This is a genomic window from Lysobacter brunescens (genome assembly GCF_042677005.1).
Classification (GTDB): Bacteria; Pseudomonadota; Gammaproteobacteria; order Xanthomonadales; family Xanthomonadaceae; genus Lysobacter_I; species Lysobacter_I brunescens.
In genome coordinates, this window is record NZ_JBHTIF010000002.1 from 85569 (window position 1) to 97517 (window position 11949).

Below are 11949 nucleotides of genomic sequence, written 5' to 3' on the forward strand. Positions count from 1 at the left end.
TGTCAGCGCGCGACGGCGTCCAGTACCGCCCCGCAATCCGCATCCAGCTTGAGCCCGCCAAGATCGTCGGCGCGGGTGCGGCCCCGGTTGAGCAGGGCGACCGGCAGGCCGCGTTCGTGGGCCATACGCACGAAGCGGAAGCCGGAATAGACCATCAGCGAGGTGCCCACGGCAAGCACGCCGTCGCTGGCGTGCAGGGCATCGAGCGCCTGCGTGTAGCGCGCGCGGGGCACGTTCTCGCCGAAGAAGACCACGTCGGGTTTCAGCATGCCGCCGCAGTGCGTGCATTGCGGCGGGATGAAGCGCGCGACGGCCTCGGCATCGATGTCGGCATCGCCGTCGGGTGCGGCGGTGGCGGTGTGCGGCCGCCAGTCCGGATTCGCTGCGAGCAGCCGGGGTTGCAGGTGCGCACGCGACTGCGTGTCGCCGCAACCCAGGCAGACCACGCCGTCGAGCCGGCCGTGCAGGTCGATGACATCGCAGCTGCCGGCGCGCTGGTGCAGGCCGTCGACGTTCTGGGTGACCAGTGAGGACAGGCGTTCGCTGCGTTCGAGCGCGGCGAGCGCGTGGTGGCTGCGATTGGGTTCCGCCGCCGAGAAGATCGGCCAGCCGACGAAGCTGCGCGCCCAGTAGCGGCGGTACGTGCCCGGGTCGCCGGTGAAGGCCTGCCAGGTCACCGGCGGCGAACGCTTCCAGGCGCCGTCGGCGTCGCGGTAGTCGGGGATGCCGGAGTCGGTGCTGATGCCTGCGCCGGTGAGCACGAAGACGCGGTCGCGGCGCGACAGCCACTCGCGCAGCGCGTCGGTGGCATGGGCGATGTCCTGCGCTGCGGTGCGGGCGATGTCTGGATCGGCACTCATGCAGGAAGGATAGAACGCGTCGTCCGGAAACGACACCGCCCGGACGAGCCGGGCGGTGTCGGTACTGCGATGGTGCGTTGCGATTACTTCGTGGTCAGGCCACGACGCTTCAGCAGCGGCTCGATCTGCGGATCGCGGCCGCGGAACTGCTTGAACGTGGTGATCGCATCTTCCGATCCGCCACGGCTGAGCAGCTTGGCGCGGAACCAGTCGCCGTTCTTGCGGCTCAGGCCGCCGTTCTCCTTGAACCACTCGACGCTCTCGGCATCCAGTACTTCCGACCAGATGTAGGCGTAGTAGCCGGCCGAGTAGCCGCCCATGATGTGGCTGAAGTAGGTGGTGCGGTAACGCGGCGGCACGGCGTAGAAATCGGTGCCGTTGGCCTTGAGCGCGGCTTCCTCGAATGCGATCACGTCCTTGGCTTCCGGGATCCTGTCGGCCGGCAGCTGGTGGAAGCTCTGGTCGAGCATCGCGGCGCCGAGGTATTCGGTGGTGGCGAAACCCTGGTTGAACTTCGAGGCGGCGAGGACCTTGTCGAGCAGTTCCTTCGGCATCGGCGCGCCGGTCTGGTAGTGCTTGGCGTAGTTGGCCAGCACTTCCGGCCAGTCGGCCCACATCTCGTTGACCTGCGACGGATATTCCACGAAGTCACGCGGCACGTTGGTGCCGGAGAAGCGCGGGTAGGTCACGTTCGAGAACATGCCGTGCAGGGCATGGCCGAACTCGTGGAAGGTCGTGGTCACTTCATCCCAGGTCATCAGCGTGGGCTGGCCGGCCGGCGGCTTGGGAATGTTGAGGTGATTGGCGACGACCGGCAGGTTGCCGGTGAGCTTCGACTGCGAGACGTACTCGTTCATCCACGCACCGCCGCGCTTGGACGGGCGGGCGTACATGTCGGCGAGGAAGATCGACAGCTGCTTGCCGTCGGCGTCGAATACGTCGTAGACCAGCACGTCGGGATGATAGACGGGCAGGTCGGTGCGCTGCTTGAAGGTCAGGCCGTACAGCTTGTTGGCGGCGAAGAACACGCCGTTCTCCAGCACGTTCTTCATCTCGAGATACGGCTTGAGCTGCGACTCGTCGAAGTTGTAGCGGGCCTGGCGGACCTTCTCGGCGTAGAACGCCCAGTCCCACGGCTCCAGCTTGAAGGTCGGCTCGCCCTTGGCCTTCTGCTCGGCGTCGATCACCGCCTGCATGTCGGCGGCTTCGCGCTTGGCGTTCGCCACGGCGGCCGGCGCGAGCTTGCCGAGCATCGCGTTGACGGCTTCGGCGGTACGCGCGGTTTCGTCTTCCAGCACGTAGGCGGCGTGGTTCGCATAGCCCATGATCTTCGCGCGCTCGGCACGCAGCTTCAGCACCTGCGAGACGATGCCGGTGTTGTCGAACTCGTTGCCGCGGCTGCCGCGCACGATGGACGCCTTGTACAGGCGCTCGCGCAGGGCGCGGTTCTCGAGCTGGGCGAGGGCTGGCTGGCCGGTGGTGTTGAGCAGGGCGATGACGTACTTGCCTTCCAGCTTGCGCGCCTTCGCCGCTTCGGCGGCGGCGGAGATCTGCTCGTCGGAGAGGCCGGCGAGTTCCGCCTTGGTGTCGACGACGACCGCCGAGGCGTTCACTTCGGCCAGCACGTTCTGGCTGAACTTGGTGCCCAGGGTCGCCAGTTCGGCGTTGATGGCCTTCACGCGCGCCTTCTGCGCTTCGCTGAGGCTGGCGCCGGAACGGACGAAATCGGTGTAGTAGCGTTCGACCAGGCGCACGCCTTCGGCGTCGAGGCCGAGGTCGTTGCGGCGGTCGTACAGCGACTTGATGCGCGCGAACAGCTTCGGGTTGAGCGAGATCGCGTCGCCGTGCGCGGAGAACTTCGCCGCGTAGTCGCTCTGCAGCTTCTCGCGGGCGTCGTTGGTATCGGCGCCGCTGAGGTTGAAGAACACCGCGAGGCTGCGGCCGAGGATCTGGCCGGTCTTCTCCATCGCGACGATGGTGTTCTCGAAGGTCGCCGGTTCCGGGTTGTTCGCGATCGCGTCGACTTCCTTGAGCTGTTCGGCCATGCCGCGATCGAAGGCCGGCGCGAAATCGCTGTCCTTGATCCTGTCGAACTGAGGGTACTTCAGCGGCAGCGGGCTGTCGGCGAAAAGCGGGTTGTTCTGGGTGGCGGGGGTGGACATGGCGGGCTTCTTGTCGGCAGCGTGGGAGGCCGGCGCGGCAGCGCCAGCGAGGCCGGTGGCGATGGCCAGCGCGAGCGCGCAGGCGATGGGACGTGTCATGGCGGTTCTCGGCGGACGGATTGGGCGGTCGACAGGGTAACGGATGGGGGCGGAGGCCGCCCATGACGAAAGGCATGGCTCTCCGGCCCGAGTACGCGTTTCGGACCGTGGTGCCGGTGCTCTATCACGATTTGTTTACAATTCGCGGCCTGTTCGGGCCCTGATTCCGACATGATCGGCAAGTCGGGCCGTTCGCCCCGTTCACACTCCCGAGGACTCCGCATGACCACCCCGCACCGTTCGAACCGCGCCCTGCGCCTGGGCGGCCTCGCCGCCGCCGTGCTGCTGGCCCTCCCGAGCATGGCCCTGCCCGTCATGGCCCAGGAGACCGCGTCGCCCGACGCGCCCGAGCTGGACACCATCACCGTCACCGCGCAGCGCCGGACCGAGAACATCCAGGACGTGCCGATGGCGATCACGACGATGGATCGCGAGAAGGTCGAGGCCCTCACCGCCAGCGGCGACGACATCCGCCTGCTCTCGGGCCGTCTGCCGAGCCTGAACATCGAATCCTCGTTCGGCCGCGCCTTCCCGCGTTTCTACGTCCGCGGCCTGGGCAACACCGACTTCGATCTCAACGCCTCGCAGCCGGTGTCGCTGGTGTACGACGGCGTGGTGCAGGAGAACCCGATCCTCAAGGGCTTCCCGCTGTTCGACCTCGACGGCATCGAAATGGCGCGCGGCCCGCAGGGCACGCTGTTCGGCCGCAACTCGCCGGCCGGCATCATCAAGTTCGAATCCGCCCGTCCGCAGGACGAGTTCGGCGGCTACGCGCGCATCGGTGTCGGCGACCGTCGCCAGGTGAACCTGGAGGGTGCGATCACCGGCCCGGTCGGCGAACACACGTCCGCGCGCCTGTCGATCATGCGCCAGAGTCGCGCGGATTGGGTCGACAATATCAACAATGGCCCGGGCGACGATCTGGAAGGCTATGAAGAGAACGCCGCGCGCCTGCAGTTCCTGTTCAAGCCGAGCGACACCTTCGAAGCGCTGGCGAATGTCCATGCGCGCAAGCTTGAAGGCACCGCGCGCCTGTTCCGCGCCAGCATCATCAAGCCGGGCACCAATGAACTGCGCGACGATTTCGATCGCGATCAGGTCTCCATCGACGGCGTGAACGAGCAGCAGCTCGACCAGGTCGGCGGCAACCTGCGCATGCGCTGGGATTTCGGCAAGGTCAGCCTGCATTCGATCACCGGCTACGAGAGCGTCGATGCCTTCAGCCGTGGCGACATCGACGGCGGTTCGCGCTACGTAGGTCCGTTCCCGCCGCCGTTCGCGTTGGGTCAGGCGTCGTTCCCCGCCGAATCCGCCGACGGCCTGCCGCGCCATCGCCAGTGGAGCCAGGAATTCCGCGTCGAATCCAACGAGTGGGGCCGCTTCGACTGGCAGGCCGGTCTGTTCTGGTTCGATGAAAGTATCAAGGTCGACAGCTTCAGCTACGACACCTTGCCGTCCGGCAGCGTGCAGAACGGTTACGCCACGCAGCGCCAGGACAACACGGCGTGGGCGGTGTTCGCTTCGGGCGATTTCGAAGTGAGCGACCGCTTCACGCTGCGCGGCGGCCTGCGCTACACCGACGACCGCAAGGAATTCGTCGCCGAGCGCGTCGTCGGTCCGTTCGGCCCGCCGATCGCACCGATCAAGGTCAGCCCGGAAGACACCAACCTCAGCTGGGACCTCAGCGGCGTGTTCGAGGCCAGCGACAACGTGAACCTGTACGCCCGCGTCGCCACCGGCTTCCGCGCCCCGAGCGTGCAAGGCCGCCTGATGTTCGCCAATGCCGCGCTGCCGTCGAACCAGTTGGTCACCGTGGCCGACAGCGAGACCGTGCTGTCCTACGAGGCCGGCGTGAAGGCGACGCTGTGGGACAACCGCCTGCGCCTGGGCTTCGCGCTGTACCGCTATACCGTCGACGACCAGCAGCTGACCGCCGTCGGTGGCGCCAGCAACATCGCCACCCTCGTCAACGCCGACCGCAGCGTCGGCCAGGGCGCGGAACTCGACCTGCAGGCATGGCTGACCGACCACCTGTTCGTCACGTTCGGCGCCAGCTACAACGACACCGAAATCCAGGACCGGACCCTGAGCGTGTTCCAGTGTGGCGCGAACTGCACGCCCCTCGATCCGGTTGGTCCGATCGGGGGCACGCGTCTGATCGACGGCAATCCGCTGCCGCAAGCGCCCAAGCACGTCTACAACCTCACCGCGCGCTACGGCATTCCGATCGGCAACGCCGAGTTCTTCATCTACACGGACTGGGCGTACCGCAGCAAGGTCAATTTCTTCCTGTACGAATCGACCGAGTTCACCGGCGATCCGCTGCTGGAAGGCGGCCTGCGCCTGGGCGTGAACTGGAAGGACGGCCGTTACGAAGTCGCGGCCTACGGCCGCAACATCACCGACGAGGAAGCGATCGTCGGCGCGATCGACTTCAACAACCTCACCGGCTTCCTCAACGAGCCGCGTACCTGGGGCCTGGAGTTCAAGGCGAACTTCTGATCGCTGTCGATCCCGATTCCCATGCAATGAACGAACGGGCGCCGATCACGGCGCCCGTTTCGTTTTCATGCCGCGATACTTGCGCAGCATGGCTGATGCTTGCGCCGCATGGTGATTGTAGAGCGGAGCTTGCTCCGCTCATTCCTTGCAGGCACAAGCATGCCGTGCCTCCCGCTTGCAGAGCGGATCGAAGATCCGCTGCACCGCACCCGCCAGCCTGTGCATCTTCCGTGTCGACATGATGCAGGCTACGGACAGCGAGCAGCGGAGCAAGCTCCGCTCTACAGCGGCTTAGGCGCCGTGCCGCGCCGCATTCGCACGCACGGCAGCCTCGATGTAGGCCGCGAGGCCGTCCGCCTGGCGGTCGTAATGCGCCTGGAAGCGTGGATCGGCGGTGTACATCGCCGCGACGTTCGCATGCATCGCGTGATCGCAGGGGTAATGGTGCCGCTCGATGTGTTCGCGATGCGATTCGGCCAGTGCCATCGCCGTCTCGCTGTCTGAGGCATCGCCACGCTGCATCGCTTCGATGAACGTGTGCGTGATCGCGTCCGCTTCGGCCTGGATGCGTGCCCAGTCGTCCTTCGAATAGCCCCGGGTGCGGGTTTGCGAGATTTTCCAGGCATCGCCTTCGCCCCAGCGCTGCCGCGCCTCTTCGGCGTACTCGCCGTTGTGGAAGGTGTCGAAGCCGTCGAACAAGTGTTCGGTCTGCATGATCATGTCTCCATCGAGTGTCTGAAGGGTTGCATCGACCGCCTTCAGGACCGATTCCCCATGGCGCAGTCGCGACTGCAGTGCCGCGCGTTGCTCGACGAGCGCCGCGCGCCGGCGTTCCGGCGGAGCGTCGATCAGGTCGCGCACGATCTCCAGCGTGAGCCCCAGTTCGCGGAACAGCAGCACCTGCTGCAGCCGGCGCAGGTCGTCGTCCGTGTACAGCCGATACCCGGCTGCGCTGCGCATCGACGGCGACACCAGGCCGATGTCGTCGTAATGGTGCAGGGCACGGACGGTCAGTCCGGTGAGTGCGGCAACGCGTCCGATGGTGAGTGGCGGGAGGGACATGCGGGTCACGAGGGTGTCGATGCGGGGTGCATGCTGCGGCCTGACGCCGCGTGAGGGTCAAGCGCCGACAGGTGTTTCGATCAGCTCAATGCGTCGCACCCGCGCCGATCCGCAGGTCCCGGCGCGTGCGCAGGGCGGTATCGATGCTGATCCGCAGGCCGGCGACGACCGTGTCCAGGTCGAGCGATGGCGTGCCCGGCATGGTTGCCACCTGCTGCGGCAGGTACGGGATGTGCAGGAAGCCGCCGCGCACGCGTGTGCCGGCGAGGGCGTGCATCAGCACGTAGAAGACCTGGTTGCAGACGAAGGTGCCGGCGGTCTGCGAGATCTCGGCGGGAATGCCGGCGGCGTGAAGATCGGCGTGCATGGCCTTGATCGGCAGGCTCGTGAAGTATGCGGCCGGCCCGCGCGCGACGACCGGGGTGTCGACGGGCTGTGCGCCGGCGTTGTCGAGGATGCGCGCATCGTTGACGTTGATCGCCACGCGCTCCAGCGACAGCGCCGCGCGACCGCCGGCCTGACCGACGCAGAGCACCAGCTCCGGCGCATGCCGACGCAGCGCGGCACGCAGCGCCCTCGGCGCGCCGGCGAAGGTCGTCGGCAACTGTTCCGAGACGATGCATCGGCCGGCGATGGTCTCGCCGTGAAGCTGCGAGACGGCTTCCCAGCTCGGGTTGATCGTGTCGTCGCCGAACGGGTCGAAGCCGGTGAGCAGAACGGTGTGGGGCTGTCGTTGCGCCATGGCGTCACCGGAAGGCGATGAAGTACATCAGCAGGATGTTGCACACGAGCAGCAGCGCGCCGGTTCGCCACTGCGCGCGTATCACGCCGTAAGGATCCTTCAGTTCGAGCAGTGCGGCGGGCACCAGGTTGAAGTTGGCCGCCATCGGCGTCATCAGCGTGCCGCAGTAGCCCGAGAGCATGCCGATCGCCGCAAGCGACGCCGCATCGGCGCCATGCAGCTGCACCAGCAGGGGCAGGGCGATGCCGCCGGTCATCACCGGGAAGGCCGCGAAGGCATTGCCCATGATGATGGTGAACAGTGCCATGCCCAGCCCGTAGGCAAGCACGATCAGGAACGTGTTGTCGGTCGGCACGATCGCGCGCACCACGCCGGAGACCGCTGCATCGACGCCGGACGCCTGGAACACGCTGCCCAGCGTGGCCAGCAGCAGCGGCAGCAGCGCCGCCCAGCCGATCGCATCGACGAGGCGACGCGACTGCTCGACGGCGCTGCCCGGCGATTGCCGCGTCATCGTGCAGGCCACGACCAGGGCGATGACGCAGGCAACCGTCAGCGAGGTCAGCGTCGCGGTGTTGGCGCTGTCGAACAGGGGCGTGCCGTCGATCTGCAGGTGCTTGGCGGACAGCGTGCCGATCACGGTGATCGCCGGAATCAGCAGGGCCGGCAGGAACAGGCGATGACCGAAACGCGCGGCATCGCTGCGCTTCGCCTCGGGCGTGCTTTCGGCGTAGCGTCCGCCGCGCAGGCCACCGAAGCCGGCGATCAGCACGAGCAGCACCACGCAGCCGCCGACGACGCGCACCGGCATGTGTTCGGCGACGAACAGCAGCAGGACGAGCACGGCCCAGAACAGCGCGGTGGTATGGCGACGCGGGTTGCCGGTGTCGCGCAGGCCGCGCCAGGCCAGTGCGCCGAAGTAGAGGCCGAGCAGCCAGTAGAGCGGGGTCAGCGTGATCATGCTTCGCCCTTGTTCGACGCGCGTTCCGCAGCGTCGCGCGCGGCGCGCAACGCGATCGTGCGTTCGAGCCTGTGGATGCGCCAGCTGTGGATGACGAAGGCGCAGATCGCGGTGGGAATGCCCCACAGTGCGATCTTCAGCGGTTCCAGTTCGATGCCGTTGTCGGCGAAGAAGGCCTGGATCAGCAGCACCGCGCCGAAGGCGATGAAGATGTCCTCGCCGAAGAACAGGCCGACATTGTCTGTTCCGGCGGCCATGGCGCGCACGCGTTCGCGCTCGTCGTCGGTCAGCGTGCCGTGCTTCGTTTCGGCGGTCGCCTCGGACATCGGCGCGACCAGCGGGCGCACGGTCTGCGGATGACCGCCGACGCTGGTCAGGCCGAGCGCAGACAGCAGTTGTCGCACGAACAGGTAGATCACCAGCAGTCGCGTCATCGTCGCGCCGCGCAGGCGCGCGATCCACGCCTGCGTGTGCTCCTTCAGTCCATGGCGCTCCAGCAGGCCGATCACCGGCAGCGTCGCCAGGAACAGCAGCAGGAAGCGTTTCTCGGTGAAGGCTTTGCCGAGAATGTCCAGCACCTCCAGGGGCGAGAGCTTCGCCGCCAGCCCGGTGATGAAACCGGCGGCAACCACGACCAAAGCGGGATTCAGGCGCAGGGCGAAGCCGAGCACGACGGCGGCGACGCCGATCAGCGGCCAGTAGTTGACGAGGGACGCGTTGACGAGGGGCTCGGTCATGCGATCAGTCCAGTGCGGCGACGCGGATATCGAAACGGGCGAGGCGGTCGCGCACCGCGCGTGCGACGGCGATCGCATCGACGCGATCGCCGTGCATGCACAGCGTGTCCGCGCGCAGCATCAGCGGGCGTCCGCGCTCGTCCTTGGCCAAGCCGAGAGAGGCGAGCATGAACGCGCGTTCGGCCACCTCCTCCGGCGAGTCGACCACCGCGCCCGGGCGATCGCGCGGCAGCAGGCGGCCCTCGGTGTCGTAGCCCCGATCCGGAAACACTTCGTGCGCGACATCGATGCCGAGGGTGCGCGCGATGTTCAGCATCTCCGAGCCCGACAGCCCGACCAGGCGCAGCGACGGATCGATCCGCTGCACCGTGCGTGCGACCGCCGCCGCGACCTCGACATCACGCGCCGCCCGGTTGTACAGCGCGCCATGCAGCTTCACGTGGCGTACCGGCACGCCGTGCGCACGGGCGAGCGAGAGGAAATGATCGACCTGCACCTGCACCAGCGCCGCGATCTCCTGCGCCGACTGCCCGGTTTCGCGGCGACCGAAGTGCTCGCGCTCGGCGTAGCCCGGATGCGCACCGACGACCACGCCGTGCGCCGCGCAGAGACGCAGGGTCGCGCCGATGGTGGCGTCGTCGCCCGCATGCGCGCCGCAGGAGATGTTCGCGGTGGAAATCAGCGGCACGATGTCGGCATCGTTGCCGCAGCCTTCGCCGAGATCGCAGTTGAGGTCGATGGTGTGCATGTCGGAGGTCGTCGGGCGATGGTGCAGCGTATGTGGGCTGCGCTGAAAATGCATGATGCAGTGCAGTGGCGCGCGTCAGCGCGCCCGTGCCGCCTGCGTCACCGCGTCCTGCTGGGACTGCTGCTGCGTGAATGCCTGGTCGCGTTGCTGCGCGGCGACGTTGTTGGCAACCTGGGCCGCCTGCTCGCTGCTTTCCCGGATCGGCTGATTCGCGGCCTGTCCGGTGGCGATCGGGTCGGTCCCGCGATTGAGCTCCGGTCTGTCGCCCATGGCGCTGAACTGCACCGCGCGGACCAGGCTGCCATCGCGGCTGAGTTCGACGCGGTCGGGCTGGACGCCTTCCCGGATGGCTTCGACGGTGAGTGCAGCGGCGACCTTGCGGCTGTGCTCGCCGTGCGGGATGCCGCGCGTGGCCTCGGCCGCGTGAACCTGCTCCAGCATGCGTTCGTACAGCGGATTATTCGGGTGGTCGGGGTGCGTCACCAGATCGCGACCGGCGGCGTCCAGCGCGGCGCGCGTCTTCGGGCCGATCACGCCGACCGTGTCGATGCCATGGTCGCGCTGGAACTGGCGCGTGGCGAATTCGGTGTTGGCGCCGAACTTCTCGTCGACCTTCAGCGGTTTGCCGTCGGTGCCGACATGGCCGAGATCGGCGAGCAGACGCTGGTAGCGGCCCACGTCCGGGCCCTGTTCGTTGCGACGCAGCACGCCATCGGCCATCGCTTCGGAGGGCAGTGGCGTGGTCGCGACGGTGACGGGCGAGGGTGCGGTGCCGCGTTCGGCTGCAGGTGTTGTGTTCGCTTCCGGTGTCGCTTCGGTACGTGTGTGCGTGCGGTCGTTCCAGAAGGCTTCGGGATCGATGATGCGCCCGTTCGGATCGCGCATCTGGTAATGCACATGCTGCGCATAGTCGCTCGATCCGCCGGGGCCGCGACCGCCCATCGTGCCGATCGGATCGCCGGCCTCCACGCGCGTCGGCGGATCGGTGACGCGCACCGAGCGCGAATCGAGGTGAAGGATCTCGTGCAGGTTGCCCTGGTCGTCGCGGATCTTCACCGTGCCGTAGCTGCCCTGGCCATCGCCGTACTCGACCACGCCGCTGACCGGCGAGTGCACGGTGGGATGGCGCAGGTTGACGCCGTTCTGGCCACCGACGTAGTTGAAGTCGACGCCGCCGTGATCGTCGGCACGGCCGTTGATCGTGCGCGGCCCGAAGTCGCTGGTCATGTGTGGCGCGGTGCCGTTCTGCGGCGGCAGCATGATCCGCATCACGTCGTCGAAGGATTGCGGGCCCGCCGCGGCTGTCGGCGTTGGTGTCGGCGTCGATGGTTGCGGTGCTGGTGCAGTGGTGGGCGTCGATGGCGCACGCTCGCGTGCAGCGGCCTCGATCGCACGCCGCGTGGCCTCGTCTGCGATGCCCGTTTGTGGCAGCTTGTTGTTGGCTTGGAAGTCGCGCACTGCGAGTTCGGTCTGTTGCCCATAGAAGCCAGTCGGAGGAATCGGGCGACCTTCGTTATCCTTGAACTGAACACCAAGCGCCACGAGGTCCTGCTGCAGTTTGCGGACGGATTCCCCTCGTTCGTTGCGTTCGAGTTTCCTGTCGGACAGTGGATCAATTGCCGCAGCGGTTTCTCCAAGGCCAAGCTTCTGCAGATAACCCTGCGCGAATTTGCGCTCCCAGGCGTCCGCGGCTTCGCCGCGCTCTTTCAGGTGGTTGTAGCCGCCGTTGATGTCCTGGGTTGCCTCACGCACGTTGAGCTGATGCCCTTGTGTGCGGACGCGGTCTTTCCAGTAATGGATCGCGATGCGCGCGGCGATCTCGCGGTCTGCTGCCAGGTCCGGGTTGTTGACCAGGTCCAGCCCGAGGGCCTGTCCTACGCTTTCGTAGTTCGCGCGCCCGGTGAGCTGGACATAGCCACGGCCGTGAAAACGCCAGCCGTCGCCAGGTTCCGTATTCCCTAGCGTGCCGGGCTTTTTGCCCCACTCGCCGCCATAGATGGCGTTGGCGATGTTCTCCTGGCCGCCTGCAGTGATCTGTCTGGCTTCGGCAAGCGTTGTCAGTCCGTTGCGACCGTC

The 11949-nt window shown here is 67.1% G+C and carries 9 protein-coding genes; 1 reads left to right on the forward strand and 8 read right to left on the reverse strand.

Annotated elements, in window-relative coordinates; all coding sequences use genetic code 11:
* Positions 1–2 precede the first annotated feature (2 nt).
* Entirely contained in the window at positions 3–860 is an 858-nt protein-coding gene (locus ACFQ0E_RS12480; protein ID WP_386824280.1) for an NAD-dependent protein deacetylase, read from the reverse strand.
* Between the two features lie 83 nt (positions 861–943).
* On the reverse strand, positions 944–3121 hold the full coding sequence (locus tag ACFQ0E_RS12485; RefSeq protein WP_386824282.1) for a M3 family metallopeptidase: 2178 nt from the start codon (positions 3119–3121) through the stop codon (positions 944–946).
* 222 nt (positions 3122–3343) lie between these two features.
* Here ACFQ0E_RS12485 and ACFQ0E_RS12490 point away from each other — a divergent pair, with 222 nt between their 5' ends.
* Complete coding sequence (locus ACFQ0E_RS12490; RefSeq protein ID WP_386824284.1) at positions 3344–5623, forward strand: TonB-dependent receptor; 2280 nt, start codon at positions 3344–3346, stop codon at positions 5621–5623.
* A gap of 291 nt (positions 5624–5914) precedes the next feature.
* On the opposite strand, the gene ACFQ0E_RS12495 is transcribed toward ACFQ0E_RS12490, so the two are convergent.
* The 6 genes from ACFQ0E_RS12495 to ACFQ0E_RS12520 all read right to left on the reverse strand — a co-directional run bounded on the left by ACFQ0E_RS12495 (position 5915) and on the right by ACFQ0E_RS12520 (position 11934).
* Positions 5915–6685 carry a MerR family transcriptional regulator gene (locus tag ACFQ0E_RS12495; protein WP_386824286.1) on the reverse strand — a complete coding sequence of 257 codons (771 nt, stop codon included), beginning with the start codon at positions 6683–6685 and terminating at the stop codon, positions 5915–5917.
* Positions 6686–6770: 85 nt separating this feature from the next.
* Positions 6771–7427, reverse strand: coding sequence for a pyroglutamyl-peptidase I (gene pcp, locus ACFQ0E_RS12500; protein ID WP_386824288.1), 657 nt, complete (start codon positions 7425–7427; stop codon positions 6771–6773).
* A 4-nt stretch (positions 7428–7431) separates the two neighbouring features.
* Positions 7432–8388, reverse strand: coding sequence for a DUF979 domain-containing protein (locus ACFQ0E_RS12505; RefSeq protein ID WP_386824290.1), 957 nt, complete (start codon positions 8386–8388; stop codon positions 7432–7434).
* Positions 8385–9125, reverse strand: a complete 741-nt coding sequence (locus ACFQ0E_RS12510; RefSeq protein WP_386824292.1) for a DUF969 domain-containing protein — start codon at positions 9123–9125, stop codon at positions 8385–8387. The genes ACFQ0E_RS12505 and ACFQ0E_RS12510 overlap by 4 nt, the downstream gene beginning before the upstream one ends.
* Positions 9126–9129: 4 nt before the next feature.
* Complete coding sequence (locus tag ACFQ0E_RS12515) at positions 9130–9873, reverse strand: 5-oxoprolinase subunit PxpA (RefSeq protein WP_386824293.1); 744 nt, start codon at positions 9871–9873, stop codon at positions 9130–9132.
* Between the two features lie 75 nt (positions 9874–9948).
* Positions 9949–11934 carry a peptidoglycan-binding protein gene (locus tag ACFQ0E_RS12520; RefSeq protein WP_386824759.1) on the reverse strand — a complete coding sequence of 662 codons (1986 nt, stop codon included), beginning with the start codon at positions 11932–11934 and terminating at the stop codon, positions 9949–9951.
* Positions 11935–11949: the final 15 nt, after the last annotated feature.

What these genes read in the sequence shown, in the direction of transcription:
- ACFQ0E_RS12480 (WP_386824280.1), bottom strand. Translation starts at nt 860, where the DNA reads ATGAGTGCCGATCCAGACATCGCCCGCACCGCAGCGCAGGACATCGCC.
- pcp (WP_386824288.1), bottom strand. Translation starts at nt 7,427, where the DNA reads ATGGCGCAACGACAGCCCCACACCGTTCTGCTCACCGGCTTCGACCCG.
- ACFQ0E_RS12495 (WP_386824286.1), bottom strand. Translation starts at nt 6,685, where the DNA reads ATGTCCCTCCCGCCACTCACCATCGGACGCGTTGCCGCACTCACCGGA.
- ACFQ0E_RS12510 (WP_386824292.1), bottom strand. Translation starts at nt 9,125, where the DNA reads ATGACCGAGCCCCTCGTCAACGCGTCCCTCGTCAACTACTGGCCGCTG.
- ACFQ0E_RS12490 (WP_386824284.1), top strand. Translation starts at nt 3,344, where the DNA reads ATGACCACCCCGCACCGTTCGAACCGCGCCCTGCGCCTGGGCGGCCTC.
- ACFQ0E_RS12485 (WP_386824282.1), bottom strand. Translation starts at nt 3,121, where the DNA reads ATGACACGTCCCATCGCCTGCGCGCTCGCGCTGGCCATCGCCACCGGC.
- ACFQ0E_RS12505 (WP_386824290.1), bottom strand. Translation starts at nt 8,388, where the DNA reads ATGATCACGCTGACCCCGCTCTACTGGCTGCTCGGCCTCTACTTCGGC.
- ACFQ0E_RS12515 (WP_386824293.1), bottom strand. Translation starts at nt 9,873, where the DNA reads ATGCACACCATCGACCTCAACTGCGATCTCGGCGAAGGCTGCGGCAAC.